This window comes from Bacillus sp. SRL337 (genome assembly GCF_984799155.1).
In genome coordinates this window covers 1,138,512-1,158,506 of the sequence record NZ_OZ481793.1, presented here as the reverse complement: position 1 = coordinate 1,158,506, position 19,995 = coordinate 1,138,512, and the positions used below count along the sequence as shown (strand labels likewise).

Below are 19,995 nucleotides of genomic sequence, written 5' to 3'. Positions count from 1 at the left end.
GCTCCCTCCTCCAGCCTTAATAAACGCCGTCTTCTCCAAATTTCTTGGCAAGCTTATTGGCAAGCATGACAAGGATCAATCCTACCAGCCCTTTGAACAGCCCGACAGCTGTACTAAAGCTCAGCTGGCCGTTTTTAAGTCCTGCCGTATAGATATACGTATCAAAGATTTCCGCTACACTCCGATTGAGAGAGTTTAGCAGGAGATACATATGTTCAAAGCCAAGGTCCAAGGTACTGCCGATTTTCAGGATCAACAAGGTAATGATGACCGGTCTGATTGCCGGCAAAGTGACATGCCATGTTTTGCGCAGGCGGCCTGCTCCATCTATTTCCGCTGCTTCATATAATTGGGTATCTACGGCTGTAATTGCCGCGAGATATATAATAGTGGACCAGCCGAGCTCCTTCCAGATGATTTGGCTGATATAAACGGTCCTTGTCCAATCAGGCGATGTCAAAAAGCTGACCTTTTCCAACCCTATATAGGCGAGAAACTCATTGATGATGCCGCCGTCAACATTCAAAAAGACATATGTGATCGAAACGATGATAACCCATGACATAAAATGAGGGATATAAATGAGCGTTTGGACCCCCGACTTGAAGTATTTATTCTTTACTTCATTCATCATCAAAGAAAGAATAATCGGAAGCGGAAAAAAAATGACGATATTCAAGGCAAATAAAATGAGTGTATTATTCAGCAGCATGAAGAAAGTCGGTTCTGTAAACAATCGGATAAAATGCTTCAGTCCTGCCCAGGGGCTTCCCATTATTCCCAGATACGGCTGATAATCCTGAAAGGCGACCACCAGGCCGGCCATTGGCAAATACTTAAAGATGACAAAATAAAGGACACCCGGCAAAATCATTAGATAAAGCATCTTATTGGTTTTCATTCCCGCCAGGATCTTTTTTCTTCTGATGGATTTCTCCTGCTTGGCAGTCAATACCGGGAGAATGTGATCTTCCGACTTAACGGTACTTTCCATAAAATCCTCCTTTTAACTTTTTTTGCTTGCTTGATGCTTTAAGAATACTAAAAATTAGAAAATTCCGTATATAATCATTTTATGATTACGCTTACAAACGCTGTTGTATCAAGGCTTCCGAAAATGTAAGCGGTTAAAATGATTACTTTCCACCACTGTGGACAAGAGATGAAAACCAGTTTGCAACTCTCGATTGTAAGCGTTTTCCTTGGTTTCCATTACTGCTGGGAAACTGATTATATCTGTAATTCCTAGTGGATGATAAGGTAAAAGTATCTTTTTTATAAGATAAATAGATTCAACTGAGGAGGTTTTTTATGGAATTTCGAAAGAAAAACAATATTACGAGAGGCGGGCGTGTCTTTAACGTTATTAATGGAACATTGCTGATTATCATTGCACTTGTATGCTTTCTTCCTTTTGTAAATGTGATATCCAGCTCCTTCGCGTCCACCCAGGAGGTCGTTTCCCGGAGGTTCATCTTGTTTCCACACACTTTTTCCCTGGATGCCTACCGGTATATTCTGTCGACTCCGACCCTGTTTAAATCACTTGCTGTATCCATCGGTGTGACGGGCATCGGCACCCTTGTCAGTATGGTCCTCACTTCACTGATGGCATACGGCCTGTCGCGCAGGTACCTGGCAGGCAGAAACATTCTAAATTTCATGGTAGTCTTCACCATGCTGTTCAGCGGGGGAATGATTCCGACCTTCCTGGTTGTCAAAGCATTCGGGCTCATCGATTCCTACTGGTCACTGATACTGCCTGTTGCGATCAATGCCTTTAACCTGATCATCATGAGAAATTTCTTTCAGGCACTGCCTGACAGCCTGGAGGAATCAGCAAAGATGGATGGATGCTCCGATTTCGGTGTGTTCCTCAAGATCATGCTGCCGCTCGCAATGCCATCTATTGCTACGATTTCCCTGTTTTACGCCGTCACTTATTGGAACACTTATATGACAGCAATCCTTTACATCAATGACTCCACAAAATGGCCAATACAGGTTCTATTAAGGCAGATCGTCATCGTTTCAAGCGGGATGCAGGCAGAAGGGTCATCAGTCGATGTGGTGCCGCCCGCTCAGACGATCAAGATGGCTGTAATCGTCATTGCAACTGTGCCGATGCTAATTGCGTACCCTTTCGTCCAGAAGTATTTCGTAAAAGGAGCACTGGTCGGCTCTGTAAAAGGATAGTGGCAAAACAAAAGCTTCTGCGCTGGCAGAAGCTTTTGTTTTTATCCATTATTGACGGTTCTCCTTCCGGTAGTCCCCAGGCGTCATCCCCAATTTCTTTTTGAAAAAGCGGATAAAATTCTGCGAGTTCCGGTATTGGAGCTTTTCGGCCATCTCCTTGATTGTCATATCCGTTTCTTTAAGCCACATCTGCGCCATATGCAGCCGGTAATTCATTAAATAATCCACAAAGTTCTCGCCATATTCCTTCTTGAAGACATTGCTTAAATAATTGGGATTATAATGCAGTCTGTCAGCGATGATTTCGAGCGAGATTTCCTGATCATATTCGCTTTGGACAATATAGACAATTTTATCGGATAGGTTCTTGAAGCCCTGTTCTGTATTGCTTTGTGTACTGACGATTACCTGATGGATCAGCTGCTGATATAGCAGGTCTTTGATCTTTTCTGGATAATAGGCATTCATGGCTGTCTGGTAGAGCTTCTTGATGTTTTCAAATGTTTTCGACTCAGCCCCCAGCAACTGCCCTAATTGGACAAGATCATTGATCACCCTGATCAGCGTGACGCCGAGACTGATCGGGTTCTTGTTCAGCCTGAAAATTTCATCGACGAGGAGACCTATCAGATTCCGGACTTCCTCTTCCCTGCCAGATCGGATTGAACTCAATAATTTATTATGCAATTCGATCGGAAATTTGGAAATGGAAGCATCATTAAGCATTGAGGAGATATCATGGTAGAAAATAATGCTTTCCGGCCCGACATTTACTCGGTAATGAAGTGATTCCTTTGCAAGGTCCACTGCTTTTTTGCTGTCAATCAGTGACTGATAGACCGGGCTGATGCCCACGCTCACAATAAGATTGAGTGTTTCCTTTACTTCCTCCTGAATTTCCTCGTAATACATCATGATTCGCCGTTCTGCTTCCTGTTCATTGTCGCAGGCAAAGATTGTCGCCTGCATCTCATCATTAAGGACAATTGGAAGGAGCCTTTCCTCTTTTGGGACAATTTTCCGAACAATATGATTGATTGCCAGCAAAAAGATGTCTTTGTCTGCATTCTGCCCGCCGTCCATATGGTCAATCTGGATCAGACCGGTATAAAAGACTTTACCTGCGCCAAAGTGATAGCCAAATTGTTCAAGGCGGTGATGGATATCATTTTCAGCGATCCGTTTTCTGAATAAACTGAGCACAAACAAGGTTTCAAGTTCAGGCTTTTGCTTTGATAAACTTTCAGTGAGTAGTTCATTCTGATCGACAATCCGGTCAATAGAAGCAGCCAGGAAAGACAGCTCGTTTTGCTTATGGTTCATCCCATCCTGCGACAATTTTTCCTGGATTTTTTTGATTGGCCTGGAATAGGAGTCTGCCAAAAGGAAGGAGATGCCGCCCACAAGGAGAAGCAATATGGCAGAAGCAAGAATCAGTCCTATCCTCGTATTATGGATGATACTGCCGATTTCATTTTCATCGATTTCGAGGAGATACAGCCAATGGTTATAATCTGCTTCAAGGAAAACATAGGTTTTGCCGTTATCAGCTTTATAAACATCCGCTTCCTCCCCTGCTGCTTCTGCGGCCGCCTTAACCTCCTTGAAACTTTGTTCGGTCAGTCCGCTTCCCTCTTTTACGCTTGTATATAAGAGTTCATTCTGCCTATTATAAATTTGAACGAGAGTATCTCTTTCCCCTACAATATGATCAATGCTCCTTCTGGGGATGTTGGCAATCCCGAGGGCAAATTTTTCTTTTTGATAGACTGGGAGGGTCATCACCATTTCAATGCCTTTTTCTGTCGGCTTCCAGAACAAGTTCCGGTCATTATCTTCTATGTATTGATCATAATAAGCGCTATACTCTTCAGGTGTCAGCTTCTTTAAGGAATCATTGACAATCCCCCATTTTCCCGCCAGGCTGATGAGGCTGTATTTACTTCCCTCTATCCCCATCATCTCTATATAACTCATTTCTTTTTTAATATCCTGGTAAACGTCAAAATCCCTGCCTGACAGCGGGCTGGTGAAAATCTCTTCAAAGCTTGCTGTAGAGCTGTAGGCTGTGTAGCCATATTCAATGGTCCTGACTTTCTGCTCGACATTATGCTGAATCTGTTTTGTATAACTTTCTTTATCCTTTAGAAAGTTTTCCTCAACTGAATTATAGGTCGAGTTATAGATAAAAATGCTGAAGCCTGCCACAAGGCCTATCCCCAATAAAAAGAACGGGATAAACAGCTTGTAAAACACTCTGCCGTTTCTCAAAATGCTCAACTCCTGGTTTCTGGCATATATGAAAGCGTTATCAACAATTCGCATATCACCAGGCAACTTTACTATTATCCTGTTTCAATTTGTTGACTTTCCGATAGCTGGTTTTATATAATGTGAGCGTTAACATTAAATGACTGAAATTTCAAACTTGTCCGTTATTAAAATAATAATAGCACAATATAATCCAATAATACAGTTGATTTTCACCTTACTCAATAATGTTAACGTTAACATTACAAGTGTAGTAAATATATCCCAGAAAGTGAGTGCATCCAAATGAACCGAAAAACGACCATCTTTATTGCCGGCGACTCTACAGCCGCTGTCAAGCTTCCTGAAAAGCGTCCTGAAACCGGATGGGGCGAACCTTTTGCACACTATCTTAGAAGCAGTGCTGTGCTGGAAAACCGAGCAATCAATGGCAGAAGCACAAAATCCTTTTTGAAACAGGGGCACCTGGCTTCTATTGAGAGCAGCATCCGTCCAGGGGATTACCTGATCATCCAATTTGGTCATAACGATCAGAAAACAGAAGATCCTGAACGCGGGACCAACCCCTATGGAGACTATCAGGAGTACCTTCTGGAGTATGTGAGTGCTGCCAGGAGGCATCTGGCCACCCCTGTTCTGTTTACACCAGTTACAAGGAGAAAGTATGACGGCAGCACCATTGATCCGCTGTCGGTCGGGGAGTTCCCTGATGCCATGAAACAGTTTGCTGAAAAGTGCCAGGTGCCCATCCTGGACATACATCAAGCGACACGTGATTTCTTCAATAGCATGGGACAGGAAGAATCGGCAGCATACTTCCTGCATCTGACACCTGGTGAATCGCCTAATTATCCGGATGGGCTTGAAGATAACACCCATTTCAATGAAAAAGGGGCTGAGGCCATGGCCCATTTAATTGCCGAAGAGATTAAAAGGAGCGGCCTGCCTTTAAAAAACCTGCTGAATTAGGAGATTACTTTGGGCATTAAGGAGGGGAAAGCCTTGGAGGACTCATTTATTCAGAACATTTATAAGAAGAACCAGCAGAATTCTCTGAAAGTGCTGCTTGGCCTTTATAAAGGGCACACTTTAAAGCTATTTTATTCTGCCATCCTTTTTGTCATCAAGCATATCCCTGCCTGGGTCATGCCTATCGCCATTGCCAATGTCATCAATGCAGCCACCAATCACGGAGGAAACGGCATCCGCACCATCTATATCAATGCCATTGTGATGGTCATCCTTGTGCTGCAGAACATACTATCAAACTATTATCATACAAAGCTGCACAGCTATGCAATCCGAAGCGTAGAATCAGGGCTTCGGGCATCACTCATCAAAAAACTGCAGGAACTCTCCATTCCCTACCAGAAGGAAATGCAGTCAGGTCGGATGCAATCCAAGATCATGAGGGACGTTGAAGCAGTACAGACCCTGTCTTCCCAGGTTTTCGTCAGCCTGCTGAATATATTTATCAACCTGATTGTCGCGCTGGCTATTACGCTCTACAACAGCCCTGTTGTCTTCTTGTTTTTTATCCTTACCGTTCCGATTTCAGCACTTATCATTGTTGTTTTCCGAAGAAAAATAAAAAATTCCAACTCTGAATTCAGGCAGGAAATGGAGGAAACCTCTGCCCGGGTCATAGAAATGATTGAGCTGGTGCCGATTGCAAGGGCGCATGCCTTGGAGAAGCAGGAGGTAAAACGCCTCAACCACCGTTTCCAGCAGATTCTATTAAAAGGCTTCCACCTGGACATCATCCAATCATTATTCGGCTCAGTCAGCTGGGCAAGCTTTCAGATTTTCCAGATCTTCTGCCTGGTGTTCACCGGCATCCTCGCCTATCGCGGTTCCATTACCCCCGGTGAGGTCGTTATGTACCAGACGTATTTTACGACAGTGGTGAACTCGGTATCCGGCATGATCACCTTGATTCCGACGATCGCCAAAGGACTGGAGTCAGTCAACTCCATCGGCGAAATTTTGAACGCAGGAGAGGTGGAAAACTACGAAAACAAACCGAAGATAAAAAAGGTGCATGGCAGTTTTTCTCTCCAGCATGTCAGCTACAGATATCCCGGTGCCCATGAAAACACCCTGAAGGATATCACTCTTGAGGTCAAACAAGGAGAAACCATTGCCTTTGTCGGTGAATCCGGATCCGGCAAATCAACGATCCTCAATCTGCTGATCGGTTTCATTCAGCCAACAGAAGGAAAAATCCTTCTAGATGGTCACCATATGGCAGAAATTGACCTGAGGTCTTTCCGTAACCATCTTGCCGTTGTCCCGCAATCAACGATACTGTTTTCAGGTACGATCAGGCAAAATATAACCTACGGCAGGCTGACGGTATCAGAGGAAGAATTAAATAGGGTGCTGAAAGCGGCAAATCTTTGGGAAGTGGTCAAAAAACTTCCGGAAGGCCTGGAAACACGAATAGGCGAACACGGGGATAAGCTATCAGGCGGGCAGCGGCAGAGGATCTCCATCGCCAGAGCACTGATCCGTGATCCGGAGGTCATCATCCTCGATGAAGCGACCTCTGCACTTGACAGCCATTCTGAAAGAAAAATACAAGAAGCATTGGATACTTTAACCGACGGCCGGACTACCTTCATTGTTGCCCACCGCTTTTCCACCATCCGCAACGCCGACAAAATTGCCGTCATTCAGGATGGACGCTGCGTAGAGTTTGGCACATATGAGGAGCTGATGTATAAGCAAGGGAGCTTTTATGAGATGAAGCAGCTTCAGATGTGAGTTTGGGTTATTTGGGATTTAAAAGTGGTGATAAACCGAATTGACGGTTCCCTCTTTAGGGAATCGTCTTCTTTATTTGCGGGAATGGATTGGATGGGATAGGTATGTGAAAGTATTCCATCAGAATAAATGAAACTTTAGCAACTTCCAACCTTCATATTTTTGTCACATGATATTTCCATTCAACTGTGATATATTTTACTTGTGAAAAACTTCACAAATACGGCCATAAATATAAATACTCAATAAGGGTGATAAACATGACTAGTTTTAAAAGTAAAGTCGCTTTGATCGGTACAGGTTTTGTAGGATCAAGCTATGCCTTTGCACTATTGAACCAGGGAGCTGCACGTGAACTTGTGTTAATTGATTTGAATAAAGACAAAGCTGAAGGCGATGCCCGTGACCTCAGCCATGGTCTCCCCTTCTCTTCTCCTTTGAAGATATGGGCAGGCGATTACAGTGACTGTGCCGATGCCGACCTTGTTGTCATCACAGCCGGTGCAAACCAAGCGCCAGGTGAAACCCGTTTGGACCTTGTTGATAAAAATATTAAAATCTTTGAAAACATTGTAAATGAAGTGATGAAGAGTGGATTTGACGGCATCTTCCTTGTCGCCACGAATCCTGTCGATATCCTGACATATGCAACTTGGCATTTTTCAGGTCTCCCAAAAGAGCGTGTAATCGGATCTGGGACCATTCTTGATACTGCCCGTCTCCGTTATTTGCTTGGAGATCATTTTGACGTGGATACACGTAATGTCCATGCATATATAATGGGAGAACACGGTGATACTGAATTCCCTGTATGGAGCCATGCAACCATAGGAGCCAGTCCGCTGCGGGAGATGATAGATATGGAGTCTCCTGATAATCAAAAAGAACTCGATGAGATTTTTGTAAATGTCCGTGATGCCGCCTATCATATTATTGAAAGAAAAGGTGCGACTTATTATGGGATTGCGATGGGGCTGGTAAGGATTACGAAAGCTATCTTCAATAATGAAAACAGCATCCTGACTGTTTCTGCATTATTGGAAGGTGAGTTTGGCATGGATGACCTTTATATCGGTGTTCCAGCGATCATCAACCGCAACGGAATCCGTAACGTAATTGAAATGCCGCTCCATGAAATAGAAAAGAAACAATTTGCCTATTCCGCAGACACGTTGAAAAGCGTCATCAATAGAGCTTTCCCACAGTAATATCATTCGACAAATTACGAGTTGTGACAGTCACCCAATACGGCCCCTCTGCATATAGTGAAACTGACTACATTTGAGAGGGGTATTTTTTATGTATTTTGATCATAGACAATTACAATTCCCCGGGTTTCCACCCGGGCAAGGCGGAGCAGGATTCCCTTCATTTCCACCTGGTGGCGGCGGGCAGGGATTTCCTTCGTTCCCTCCAGGCGGCGGCGGACAGGGATTCCCGGGGTTCCCGCCTACCCAGCCAGGAGGTCAGGGTCAAGGACAGAGTCAGCAGCCACCCGGACCGCCGCCTTCTTTTACACCATCACAGGCACAAGCACAGACATTGACCACAACTAGCAGCCAGGGTGCCACTACATTTGCAGTAGATCCAGGAGCCATCCAAAGATGTCTGTTCCGCTACACCTTCATCTGGATGAGGGGCGGCCAATCCTTCTGGTTCTATCCTACATTCGTCGGACGCAATTCGATTGCCGGCTTCAGATGGACCGGATTCACTTGGATTTATTTCGGAACTGATTTGCGGAGAGTCCGCTCCTTCCAATGTTTTTAGGTGATGGATATGTATTATCAACAGCCCTACCGAAACCATCCAGAAAAGAAAAGCAGCAGGACGGTCACCGTTACAGGTGAAGAAACGGTAAATGTTCAGCCTGATATGGCAATTGCCCAAATCGGAGTAGTCACAACCGATAAGGAGTTGACGGAAGCACAGCGTAAAAATAACGAAAGTAGCAGCTCTATCCTAGACTCTTTTACACAGAATGGCATTGCCGAGAAGGATATTCAAACATCGACGTACCAGATCTACCCTCAATACGACTTTGTTGATGGCAAACAGATGTTCAAAGGGTATGAGGTCAGGCAGATTTTCTCCGTGAAAATCAGGGAGATTGACAAAGTCGGGGCAATTATTGACGATGCTGTTCAAAGTGGTGCCAATACCATTGAAAGAGTACAGTTCACCCTGTCAGAACCGCATACCTATTATCAGCAAGCCTTATCAAGAGCCTATGAAGATGCATTAAAGAAAGCACAAGTCCTTGCCCGTTCATCCGGAACAACTTTGAACCCCCTGCCGTTGGCAATCATTGAAGACAGCAGCATCCCTATGATTCCGGGATCTGCTAAAGCTTATGTTCTGGCAGCTGAAAGCACTGCTCCGGTCCAGCCTGGTGAGGCAGAAGTCACAGCCCGGCTGACTGTGAAATTCAAACTGATGAAATAGGAAAACACCATTAACGGTAACGGCTTCTGTTTTTGACTACAAACCTAAATTAAGCACAACAAAAGGAGTGCCTAATCCCAACGATTTCGTAACTCCTTTTTTCTGCTTGATTGATGTTCCATTCCTGGTATTTCTACAGAATTGCTCATGAGTTTTAACGGATAACCTCCCTAAATCTGAACAAAATAAAAGTGTCCCATTAGGGCAGATTCATTAAGGAGGGAATTATAATGCAAATAAATAACCAACAACAGCAAATGACTACTCAACCTTCACCAATTGGCCAGCCCCAAGCTAACCACGGAGGCCATGAAGTGTTTGATGCACATGAATGCTTATCAGGTTTAATTTGTGCGTTAGATCAATATACAATGCTTGAACAAAACATTAAGGATCCCGAGTTAAAATCAATTCTTACTCATCAGCGCAGCTTTATTGAACAAACTTATAACTGTGCAGTGGAAGCTTTTAAAACTGGCCAGGATCCTTCTCAGCCAACACAACAATATAGAATGAACCAGGATAATTCTGTGACATATGGACTTATACCATCCCAACCATCTAAGCCGATGCAAAATCCTTCCGAGCTCAATGACCAGAAGATTTCCGGCCAAATGCTGAGCGCAGCCAAAACAACAGCAGGAGCACTGACAATGTCAGCTCTTGAAGTCACGAACCCTGTATTTCGGCGAGTACTTGCTGACAGTGTTCCAAACTTTATTGAAATGAGCTATGAGCTTTTCTTATACCAGAACAAACATAAATACTATCAAGTGCCGCGTCTTGAACAACAGGATATGCAGCAAATGCTTCAGGGATTTGCCCCTGCTTCCGGAGCAGGCATGGCTGCTTTACAAAACACAAAGCTTCAATAGAGATAAAAAGGACTTCCCGAATTATGGGAAATCCTTTTTTTGTTAATCAATCATGTTTGCCGACTTTTTATAACAACTTTCCATGGCAGATAATACCGATGCCCGGAAGCCCGTCTTTTCCAGAGTACTTACCGCTTCAATCGTTGCCCCGCCGGGAGAACAAACTGCATCCTTCAGTTGTCCGGGGTGGCTGCCTGTTTCAAGCACCATTTTCGCCGCTCCTAATACTGCCTGGGCAGCCATCTTATACGCTTTATCTCTTGGAATCCCCTGTTTGACTGCCCCATCTGCAAGAGCTTCTATGAACATGAATACATAGGCCGGGGAAGATCCGCTGACTGCAGGAACCGCATCCATCAGATACTCTTCAAGTACTTCTGCCCGTCCGAAACTTAAAAATAATTCCATTACCTGGGCCATTTCTTCCTCGGTTACCTTTTCGTTAGGACACAGTGCACTCATTCCTTCTCCTACAAGAGACGGTGTATTAGGCATTGTCCGTATGATTTTAACCTCTCTGCCCAGCTGCTCTCCCAGTGAAGCAAGTGTCACGCCTGCCGCAATGGTAATGACAATCGTGTTTGCTTTAATGTAATCTTTTACCTCATTGATCACGCCTGCATACTGATCGGGTTTGACTGCTAAAAAGAGGTAATCTGCAGCCTCTGCCACCCTTACATTATCTGTTGTCGTTTTTACATTGAATTCATCCTTGATGGCTTTAGTGGTGGATTCAGTCATGGCACTCGCCATAATACTTTCCGAATCAGCTATTTTGGAAGATAATAAACCTCCTACTATTGCCTTTGCCATATTGCCGCTTCCGATAAAACCTATTTTTTTGTCCATTTTCTCACATCCTGTATCGTTTCATTGCCTATTCTACAGTATTATAATGACAGCCTGTTTTCAAGGAATAGGAGGGCTTACGCTTTCTTCACGAGGCTGAGGATTTTTTCATAATCCAGCTGCACCATCGGTTCACCGTCTATAAGTCTCTTTCTGATGCCTGCAACTGCACCTGCTTCTCGTTCCGATAGATTGTTTATATCAAACTTCTTATGAAACACGGTGTAAAGAACGATATCCCTCAATTTTAAAAATAAGGGGATGCGCATAATCCACTGGTCCTCCAGGTCATTTTCTCTGTAGTAGCCAATCAGGAAGTTCATCAAAAACTCTTCCCCAAATGCTGAGCGTTCCTCAAGGCTGCTCCTCCCCAATTTTCCCCAGGTTGAATAATAAAGAGGAATGGCTATATCGCTGGAAAACCAGTGGTACGAACTGTCATCAAAATCAAAGACATGAATTTCTCCTTCACTATAAAAGAAATTGCCAAGGTGGAGATCCGAATGGACCAGACCATATTCATTGCTTTCTGCCGTAAAGCCTTGGAGAGTTTCCACAATCGCTTTTGCTTCATGTATGATACCCAGGTCTTCCGCAGGTAAATAGTTACTGATGTTTACCAATAAATCATCATCATACCAATGCGCCCGAAAAGATGGGCCCTCCTTGAAATCCTTCGTCACCCTGTTCATCTTTCCAATTGTCCTTCCCCATTCCTGGTAGAGAGCGGGACCCAGAAGGTCTGATCCGATACCAACAGGGCTGCCTGGTGCTTTATCAAACAAGCAGACATAGAATGATGTCTTCCCTGCCTGTATTTCCTCCACCAGATTTCCATGGGCTGAATGGCTGACAAGTGATACATTCACACCTGTTGAATGCAGGTAATTGACCCATTCCAGCTCGGCCACTACCTGTTCCCTGCTTCGGTGAGAACTGTGTGTCAAACGCAGGATACAGGGTTTGTCACCTTTATGTATCTCGTATACATAGTTTTCAAAATCCCCCAGCTTTTTGGCATTTGCACTATTCCCCCCATATAAATCTGCAGCTAATTGTAATACTTCCTCGTTAAAAAGCTCTTCAACCCATTTTTCCATTTTGGACCCCCAAAAGTTTTTTCTCTATCCATTTCGCCGTATGAAGAAAATATCCTCCAACACTTTACCGCTTTAAAGCACTGGGGGACAGTCCCCTAGTGCTTTAAAGCGGTAAAGGAAAAGACAGGTTTCCCTGTCTTTTATGCGTACATTTTATTTTCTTCCTGTTTGAAAAAGCTTTTCATGGCATGGAACACGTCAGCTTTTTGCTTCAAGATGAAGTACCGGAACTGTTCGTCCTTGATGTTTTTATAAGCACTCATCAAAGTGGAATGTCGATTATACTGGTTGACTTCCCCGTAGCCGAACATATTCGAAACCTTCATCAATTCTTCAACCAATTTTACACACCTGACATTGTCTGAGGTCAGGTTATCACCGTCAGAGAAATGGAAGGGATAAATGTTGTACCTTGAAGGCTGATATTTTGTTTCTATGAGTTCCAAAGCTTTTCGATAAGCTGATGAACATATCGTACCGCCGCTTTCTCCCCTTGAGAAGAAGTGCTCTTCTGATACAACTCTTGCTTCAGTATGATGAGCGATGAATTCAATTTCAACCGTTTCGTATTTCGTTCGGAGAAAACGGGTCATCCAGAAGAAGAAGCTCCTGGCCATATATTTTTCCCACACTCCCATCGATCCGCTCGTATCCATCATCGCAAGTACCACTGCTTTTGATTCCGGCTTCAATACTTCATTCCAGGTCCTGAACTTCAAATCTTCCTGATAGATCGGATGAAAACTTGGTTTACCGCTTATAGCGTTTCTTTTAAAAGCTGACATCATTGTCTTCTTCTTATCAATGTTGCCCATTAATCCGGTTTTACGGATATCATTGAACTCTATATTCTCCACCGTCTGAACATCTTGTTCTTTTTTCTTCAAGTTAGGCAGTTCCAATTGGCTGAACAGCGCCTCTTCAATCTCCATCATTGAAACTTCCGCTTCATAATAATCTTCTCCAGCCTGGTCCCCTGCCCCTTGGCCTTTCCCAGGACCTTTTTGCTGTGAGCCGTCCCTTGCTACCACATCTCCAACCTGACTGTCTCCCTTTCCCTGGCCGACATGTTTGTTCTTATCATGATTGTAGCGGATTTTGTATTCATCCAGTGAACGAATCGGTATCTTTACAACGTCCCGGCCGTTTGACATAATGATGTTCTCTTCGGAGATTAAATCTGGCAGATTATTTCTTATGGCATCTTGAACTTTTTCCTGATGTCTTTGCTGATCATCATAGCCTTTACGGTGGAGGGACCAGTCTTCCTTTGAAATCACAAACTGATAATTATCCATTTGACTCATTCTTTTCCCCTCCTTAATTGATTATTCACAAAGATACATAGGGGTGCATATACTGTCATGAGTGCCTAAAAAGAAAAAGCAACAGAGATAAAATCTATCGCTGATTACTCTATACTATGCAGAACCGGCAATAAATTTACAAATAATTTCGACAATTGTACATTCACCTAATACCCTGGACAAGCCCGTTTCTCCCTATAAGCAAGGTGTATAAATAAGTATTAAAGCAATCAGCTGCTTATGTGTAAAAATGGGAAGAAAGTGAAAAATGGGCATTTTACATTAGGGGATCTATTTATATACTCATCCTTCATTACACAATAGAGAAAAAAGAGAAAGCCGGCAGCCTCCATCTGCAGGCTGCCAGCTCTTCCTCTACATTATTTACCGATTTAACAAGCTTCCGACATATTTCAATAAGTCGTTGGCTGAAGTTGAATTGTATCCACATTCATCAATCAATCTTGCCACGACCTCGTTGACCTTCTTCAACTGCTGTTCATCCGGTGTTTTGGACGAAGTCGTGATCTTGACGACATCTTTAAGATCGGCAAACAATTTCTTTTGGATGGCTTCTCTCAAGCGGTCATGAGAGTTGTAGTCAAACCTTTTTCCTTTACGGGCATAGGCGGAAATCCTTATGAGAATTTCTTCCCGGAAGGCTTTTTTGGCATTTTCAGAAATTCCGATTTGCTCCTCAATGGAGCGCATCAATTTTTCATCAGGGTTAATTTCTTCACCAGTCAATGGATCTCGCAGCTTAGCTTTGTTACAGTAAGCCTCCACATTATCCAGGTAATTGTCCATGAGTGTCTTCGCCGATTCCTCATAGGAGTACACAAATGCCTTTTGAACTTCTTTCTTGGCAATGTCGTCATATTCCTTACGGGCCACAGAAATGAAGTTGAGGTACTTCTCTCTCAATTCCTGTGTTATGGAAGGGTGCTGGTCCAGGCCCTCTTTCAGAGAACGGAGTACATCCAGGGCATTAATCGAAGACATTTCTTTCCTGATGATGGTCGATGAGATCCTGTTGATGACATAGCGGGGGTCAATGCCGCTCATGCCCTCATCCTGATACTCTTTCTTCATCTCTTCCACATCCGCAGAATTGAAACCTTCCACACTCTCCCCATCATACAATCTCATCTTCTTGATCAGATCAATGTCTCCGCGCTTCGGTTCCTTCAATCGGGTCAGGATCGTAAACATGGCTGCCACCCTCATTGTATGAGGCGCAATATGGACATCCGACACATCACTCTCGTTAATCATTTTTTCATAGATTTTTTCTTCCTGAGTCACCTTCAGGTTGTATGGAACAGGCATAACGATGATCCTGGAATGCAGCGCCTCGTTCTTTTTATTCGAAATAAATGATCTGTACTCTGTTTCATTCGTATGTGCCACAACAAGCTCATCGGCAGATATCAAGGCAAACCTTCCTGCTTTAAAATTCCCTTCCTGTGTGAGGGACAGCAAATGCCATAAGAACTTCTCATCACATTTGAGCATCTCCTGGAACTCCATCAAGCCTCGGTTCGCCTTATTTAACTCTCCATCAAACCGGTAAGCGCGCGGATCTGATTCCGATCCATACTCAGCAATGGTGGAAAAGTCAATACTGCCCGTCAAGTCGGCAATATCCTGTGACTTTGGATCTGACGGGCTAAAAGTTCCGACACCGACCCTTTTATCCTCGGAAAAGAATACTCTTTCGACCTGAACATCTTCTATCCGGCCGCTGTATTCTTTCTCGACTCTCATTGTATTCAACGGTGACAGATTGCCTTCAATTCTGATGCCGTATTCTTCAAAGAAGTCCGCTCTTAAATGCTGAGGGATTAAATGGAGCGGATCTTCATGCATCGGGCAGCCTTTAATAGCATAAACAGCTCCCCGATCCGTCCGGGAGTAGGCTTCCAGACCTCTCTTCAACATGGAAACCAGCGTAGACTTACCACCACTGACCGGTCCCATGAGAAGCAGGATTCTTTTTCTTACATCCAACCTTTTCGCAGCTGGATGGAAATATTCTTCCACCAGCCTCTCTAAAGCTTCCTCAAGCCCGAACAGCTGGTTGCTGAAAAACTTATATTTCCTTTTTCCATTAACCTCTTCCACCCCGGCATCTTTAATCATATTGAACACACGTGAATGTGCTGACTGAGCTACAATTGGCCTCTCCTTGATGACATTCAAATAATCTGCAAAAGTACCTTCCCATTTCAGCTTTTCTTCTTCAACTCGATGGCCTTCAACCTTTTTTAAAATATCCATAAAGGACCTCCCCTGTCACTTGTTGAGAGCGATTATTATACTCTATGCCTTCATTTAGACAATCATGCTAATTAAAGAAAAATGTCCCCTTGTTCGAAAAGTTTTCAAAAATTGCCCCAAAAATCTCAGGGTTAACATTCACATAAACAGGGAAATAGGCTATACTAAGAGAAGCATTGACTACGAATCATTAATTTGAGGAGGACTACATAGATATGGGTACTATTCTAATTTTAGGTGTTATCGTGACTTTCCTTTCCGCAATCTTTACAGCAGGCTATAACAACAAGCCGGGAACGAACAAAGACTGATAATGGACTTAAAAAACCCCTGCCGGATGGCAGGGGTTTTTGCATTGAATGAACCACTATTGATGCCGTTTTCGATTTATCGGGCAATCCTCTGTGTTTGAATTCATTTTTATGGAAACGGGGTATTGCCGGAATACCCATTTCCAGTACTGGAAATTCAATTGATTCTTTCGATTATTAAACCAATTTTTTTCGCCGGCCCTTATTTTTTGTACTATTCTACAGATCAATAAACCAATTTTCTTCTCCTGGCCACAATCTTTGGTCCATTTCTACAGATCAATAAACCAATTTTCTTTGCCTGCCTTAAAATTATGGCCTATTCCCCAGATTAATGAACCATATTTCCTGTCCGCACTGGAATTTCGGGCTATTCCTTCCATTATTGAACCAATTTTCTTCTCCTGGCCACAATCTTTGGTCCATTCTACAGATTAATAAACCAATTTTCTTTGCCTGCCCTAAAATTATGGCCTATTCCCCAGATTAATGAACCATATTTCCTGTCCGCACTGGAATTTCGGTCTATTCATTCCATTATTGAACCAATTTTCTTCTCCTGGCCACAATCTTTGGTCCATTCTACAGATTAATAAACCAATTTTCTTTACCTGCCCTAAAATTATGGCCTATTCCCCAGATTAATGAACCATATTTCCTTGTCCGCACTGGAATTTCGGTCTATTCCTTCCATTATTGAACCAATTTTCTTCTCCTGGCCACAATTTTTGGTCCATTTCTACAGATCAATAAACCAATTTCCTTACCTGGCATCAATTTTGGGGTCATTCTTTAAAGAATGTCTCACTTCAAGTCATACTTCTTCTTCTCAACAAACTCTTTCATGTACATCCGTTTTTTGCCCTCCAGCATTCTCGCCATTTGAGCTGACCAAGTATCTTCTCTTTTCCCATTGGTCCGCTCCCTATAGTAATTGGAAACCGTTTGATCGTATTCATCGAGCTCCTTAGACACTGTCTCCTTATCAGACCTGTAAGTATTTTCATGATAAACATGTGTCACCGGCCTTCTTGGCTTGAGCTCGTTATCTTCATCGGGAACCCCCACTGCCAGGCCGAATAAAGGAATTACCCTGTCAGGAATCTGAAGAACTTCACTCACAGCGTTCAAGTCATTCCGGATTCCGCCTATGTAGCAAATTCCCAGTCCCATCGATTCAGCAGCCACGCTTGCATTCTGTGCGGCAAGAGCTGCATCAATCATGGCCACCATGAATTTTTCAGTGCTTTCAAGTGATTCGGTCACCTCCGCACCTTCCTTTTCACCAATGACTTCATGTCGGTACAGGTCTGCACAGAAAACAAAGAAGTGGCCATTTTTTTCGACGTAAGTTTGATTCCCCGCAATTTCTGCAAGCTTTGCCTTCTTTTCTGGATCTGTGACACCAATAATCGTATAGGCCTGAATCATGCTGGAGGTAGACGCTGCCTGGGCACTCTTCACCAGAATTTCAATCTGTTCCTTTGCCAGTTCTTCAGCTTTAAACTTTCGCACTGACTTGTGGGCCAATATGGTTTCAATCGTTGAATTCATGTTAATACCTCCATTATAGATTCAGCTTCTATGTTAAGGGTACCCTTAATTCAAGACAAATAAAAAGAATCCGAATCCATCTTATTTAGTCAAAAGGGTTTTCGCTTTGGTACTTCAATCATTAGAAAGAAGAAGTGTATTATCAATGAAGGGGTTCATCTACGAAAGGGGTGGGTAGGAGTGAAAACACCGTTTTAGAAACAGAATTTTGCCTATAACAGGGTGTTTTGAACCATCACCGGATTTTAAACAGTGCCTGGATTTATAACCATGTGTTTGAATCAAAAACACCCCACTATAAACAATGGCAACTCTTATAACAGGGCGGTTCATCCAAAAACACCGGATTATAAACAGCCCAGGATTTATAACCGGGTGTTTATATCAAAAACACACCATTATGATAACCCAGCCAACAACAGGAGGGCTGACCCATCGCCGTTATAACCAGAATTGCTTTCTATAACACAATATTTATCACCTGGAACCCCATTACAAACGGAATCAGGCCTTCCGCTCTCACTCCTTCTTGAAGGCAAAGCTTATTTCCCTCCCGAAAACCATCCACAAATAAAAAGAACCGGCATCACCCGGTCCTTTAGAGTTTTCTATTTAAATCCAAGTAATCCTGCTGGCGCAACGCTTCATATACAAGAATTGCCGCTGTATTGGACAGGTTAAGGGATCTGACATTTTCATTCATCGGAATTCTAAGGCAGCGGTCCTTATTATTTTCAATGATTTCATCCGGAAGCCCTGTTGTTTCCCTTCCAAAAATAAAGAAATGATTCTTTTCCTTATTGCTGTAGTCATAGCCGGAGTGCACGTTCTGTCCATATTTCGTCAGATAGTAGAACTCTCCACCTTTGTTTTTCTCAAAAAATTCTTCAAGTGAATCGTAGTAAATAATTTCTACAAACTGCCAGTAATCTAGCCCCGCTCTGCGCAGCATTTTGTCATCGGTTGAAAAACCCAGCGGCCTGATCAAATGCAGAGTCGTATCCGTTGCCGCGCAGGTCCTGGCGATATTCCCTGTGTTGGCCGGAATTTCTGGTTGATATAGTACTACATGTATACCCACTTTTCGTCACCTCGTTAATAAACTCTATGTGACATTATACCATTGTTTATTCCAGGAACAATATCTATGCATCATCAACGATTGTGAAAAATTTATAAGTGATATTCGGGGTGTAGGCAGTTGAATCTTCATAGCTCCAATAACGAAGCCGGCTGTTGGTCGTATGAGCATTGACCAGGGGCATCCCAAAGGCATCTTTGGAGGTCACAATCGTGTTATGATTATATCTTCCGTCTCCTTCAAAATCATAACAAATTACATCCCCGAGCTTTAATTCATCCGGGCTTCCTACCTCTTCTGCTCGTAAACCGGAAGTGGAGGAAGGCAGGTACATGCGGAGTGAATGGGCAACAGACCAGCTGTAACTCCAGTTATTATTCCGCATCCACCAGCCTGTTCCACGTTTTGGATATCCCCTCATCGGCGCCTCTCCTGCATGAAGGCATTGGGAAATGAAATTTGTGCAATCAACGTCAAATTTTTTATAAGCAGGGTTATAACTATTCCACCATTTCTCTGCATACTGAACAGCTTTCAGGCGGTCATATTGATAGGCATCTCGTCTTTCTTCCTGATCGCGAAAATTGATTTCTGGCTCAAGATCACCGCTGTACTCAACAGGAATCTCATCATCACTGACCAGCTGGCCCTTATAAAAAAACGCCTCTCTCGTTTCTATTTCTTCTTCAATATGCATGAAATCTTTTTGCTTGATCAGATATTTAAGATGAAGTGTATAATCAACCTTCCTTCCATCCTCAACTTTTTGAACTGATCCGATTCTTCCCGTTCCCTCGACCTTTACGATTGCTCCGTTTCTCCCCATCACCAGCTCATTCTTACGTTGAATTTTCTCAGAGCCTTCCCCCCCAACAAACTTTTCAATTCTCTCCTCCAGTCTTGCCATCAGCTGCCGTCTCATCTGCTCAGCCTCCTTCTCATTTATGTCTATGATAGAAG

General features: G+C 43.3%; 16 protein-coding genes. 7 read left to right on the top strand and 9 right to left on the bottom strand.

Translation table 11 applies throughout. The features are described 5' to 3' along the window. Positions 1-16 precede the first annotated feature (16 nt). The gene (locus AC4E8A_RS05700) at positions 17-901 is read right to left on the bottom strand and encodes an ABC transporter permease (protein WP_490198776.1); all 885 of its coding nucleotides are present in this window, start codon (positions 899-901) and stop codon (positions 17-19) included. A gap of 410 nt (positions 902-1,311) precedes the next feature. Here AC4E8A_RS05700 and AC4E8A_RS05695 point away from each other — a divergent pair, with 410 nt between their 5' ends. Further along, positions 1,312-2,196, top strand: coding sequence for a carbohydrate ABC transporter permease (locus AC4E8A_RS05695; protein ID WP_490197311.1), 885 nt, complete (start codon positions 1,312-1,314; stop codon positions 2,194-2,196). A 48-nt stretch (positions 2,197-2,244) separates the two neighbouring features. On the opposite strand, the gene AC4E8A_RS05690 is transcribed toward AC4E8A_RS05695, so the two are convergent. Next, entirely contained in the window at positions 2,245-4,467 is a 2,223-nt protein-coding gene (locus AC4E8A_RS05690) for a helix-turn-helix transcriptional regulator (RefSeq protein ID WP_490197310.1), read from the bottom strand. A gap of 285 nt (positions 4,468-4,752) precedes the next feature. On the opposite strand from AC4E8A_RS05690, the gene AC4E8A_RS05685 reads away from it, so the two are divergent. The 6 genes from AC4E8A_RS05685 (at position 4,753) to AC4E8A_RS05660 (ending at position 10,553) form a co-directional block, all read left to right on the top strand. After that, positions 4,753-5,436, top strand: coding sequence for a rhamnogalacturonan acetylesterase (locus AC4E8A_RS05685; RefSeq protein WP_490197309.1), 684 nt, complete (start codon positions 4,753-4,755; stop codon positions 5,434-5,436). Positions 5,437-5,469: 33 nt separating this feature from the next. Further along, the gene (locus tag AC4E8A_RS05680) at positions 5,470-7,233 is read left to right on the top strand and encodes an ABC transporter ATP-binding protein (protein ID WP_490197308.1); all 1,764 of its coding nucleotides are present in this window, start codon (positions 5,470-5,472) and stop codon (positions 7,231-7,233) included. Positions 7,234-7,493: 260 nt separating this feature from the next. Beyond that, positions 7,494-8,441: an L-lactate dehydrogenase gene (locus AC4E8A_RS05675; protein WP_490197307.1), complete on the top strand. Its 948-nt coding sequence runs from the start codon at positions 7,494-7,496 to the stop codon at positions 8,439-8,441. Between the two features lie 91 nt (positions 8,442-8,532). Next, entirely contained in the window at positions 8,533-9,003 is a 471-nt protein-coding gene (locus AC4E8A_RS05670) for a transporter (RefSeq protein ID WP_490197306.1), read from the top strand. 9 nt (positions 9,004-9,012) lie between these two features. Continuing rightward, on the top strand, positions 9,013-9,678 hold the full coding sequence (locus tag AC4E8A_RS05665) for an SIMPL domain-containing protein (protein ID WP_490197305.1): 666 nt from the start codon (positions 9,013-9,015) through the stop codon (positions 9,676-9,678). Between the two features lie 230 nt (positions 9,679-9,908). Further along, positions 9,909-10,553: a spore coat protein gene (locus AC4E8A_RS05660; RefSeq protein WP_490197304.1), complete on the top strand. Its 645-nt coding sequence runs from the start codon at positions 9,909-9,911 to the stop codon at positions 10,551-10,553. Positions 10,554-10,595: 42 nt separating this feature from the next. On the opposite strand, the gene proC is transcribed toward AC4E8A_RS05660, so the two are convergent. The 7 genes from proC to AC4E8A_RS05625 form a co-directional block, all read right to left on the bottom strand. Next, positions 10,596-11,402, bottom strand: a complete 807-nt coding sequence (gene proC, locus AC4E8A_RS05655) for a pyrroline-5-carboxylate reductase (RefSeq protein WP_490197303.1) — start codon at positions 11,400-11,402, stop codon at positions 10,596-10,598. Positions 11,403-11,479: 77 nt separating this feature from the next. After that, a complete protein-coding gene (locus tag AC4E8A_RS05650) occupies positions 11,480-12,502 on the bottom strand; it encodes a phosphotransferase enzyme family protein (RefSeq protein ID WP_490197302.1) in 1,023 nt (340 codons plus the stop codon). Positions 12,503-12,642: 140 nt separating this feature from the next. Next, a complete protein-coding gene (gene yhbH / locus AC4E8A_RS05645; protein WP_490197301.1) occupies positions 12,643-13,809 on the bottom strand; it encodes a sporulation protein YhbH in 1,167 nt (388 codons plus the stop codon). A 384-nt stretch (positions 13,810-14,193) separates the two neighbouring features. Further along, a complete protein-coding gene (locus AC4E8A_RS05640) occupies positions 14,194-16,089 on the bottom strand; it encodes a PrkA family serine protein kinase (protein ID WP_490197300.1) in 1,896 nt (631 codons plus the stop codon). Between the two features lie 1,115 nt (positions 16,090-17,204). Then, a complete protein-coding gene (gene nfsA, locus AC4E8A_RS05635; RefSeq protein WP_490197299.1) occupies positions 17,205-17,954 on the bottom strand; it encodes an oxygen-insensitive NADPH nitroreductase in 750 nt (249 codons plus the stop codon). A gap of 598 nt (positions 17,955-18,552) precedes the next feature. Continuing rightward, positions 18,553-19,035, bottom strand: coding sequence for a tRNA (uridine(34)/cytosine(34)/5-carboxymethylaminomethyluridine(34)-2'-O)-methyltransferase TrmL (gene trmL / locus AC4E8A_RS05630; protein WP_490197298.1), 483 nt, complete (start codon positions 19,033-19,035; stop codon positions 18,553-18,555). Positions 19,036-19,099: 64 nt separating this feature from the next. Continuing rightward, entirely contained in the window at positions 19,100-19,957 is an 858-nt protein-coding gene (locus AC4E8A_RS05625) for an amidase domain-containing protein (protein WP_490197297.1), read from the bottom strand. Positions 19,958-19,995: the final 38 nt, after the last annotated feature.

Excerpts from the sequence above, each read along its gene's own strand:
- AC4E8A_RS05675 (WP_490197307.1), top strand. The coding sequence starts at position 7,494 with ATGACTAGTTTTAAAAGTAAAGTCGCTTTGATCGGTACAGGTTTTGTA.
- AC4E8A_RS05640 (WP_490197300.1), bottom strand. The coding sequence starts at position 16,089 with ATGGATATTTTAAAAAAGGTTGAAGGCCATCGAGTTGAAGAAGAAAAG.
- AC4E8A_RS05660 (WP_490197304.1), top strand. The coding sequence starts at position 9,909 with ATGCAAATAAATAACCAACAACAGCAAATGACTACTCAACCTTCACCA.
- AC4E8A_RS05695 (WP_490197311.1), top strand. The coding sequence starts at position 1,312 with ATGGAATTTCGAAAGAAAAACAATATTACGAGAGGCGGGCGTGTCTTT.
- yhbH (WP_490197301.1), bottom strand. The coding sequence starts at position 13,809 with ATGAGTCAAATGGATAATTATCAGTTTGTGATTTCAAAGGAAGACTGG.
- AC4E8A_RS05625 (WP_490197297.1), bottom strand. The coding sequence starts at position 19,957 with ATGAGACGGCAGCTGATGGCAAGACTGGAGGAGAGAATTGAAAAGTTT.
- AC4E8A_RS05685 (WP_490197309.1), top strand. The coding sequence starts at position 4,753 with ATGAACCGAAAAACGACCATCTTTATTGCCGGCGACTCTACAGCCGCT.
- nfsA (WP_490197299.1), bottom strand. The coding sequence starts at position 17,954 with ATGAATTCAACGATTGAAACCATATTGGCCCACAAGTCAGTGCGAAAG.
- AC4E8A_RS05650 (WP_490197302.1), bottom strand. The coding sequence starts at position 12,502 with ATGGAAAAATGGGTTGAAGAGCTTTTTAACGAGGAAGTATTACAATTA.
- AC4E8A_RS05665 (WP_490197305.1), top strand. The coding sequence starts at position 9,013 with ATGTATTATCAACAGCCCTACCGAAACCATCCAGAAAAGAAAAGCAGC.
- AC4E8A_RS05700 (WP_490198776.1), bottom strand. The coding sequence starts at position 901 with ATGAAAACCAATAAGATGCTTTATCTAATGATTTTGCCGGGTGTCCTT.
- AC4E8A_RS05670 (WP_490197306.1), top strand. The coding sequence starts at position 8,533 with ATGTATTTTGATCATAGACAATTACAATTCCCCGGGTTTCCACCCGGG.
- proC (WP_490197303.1), bottom strand. The coding sequence starts at position 11,402 with ATGGACAAAAAAATAGGTTTTATCGGAAGCGGCAATATGGCAAAGGCA.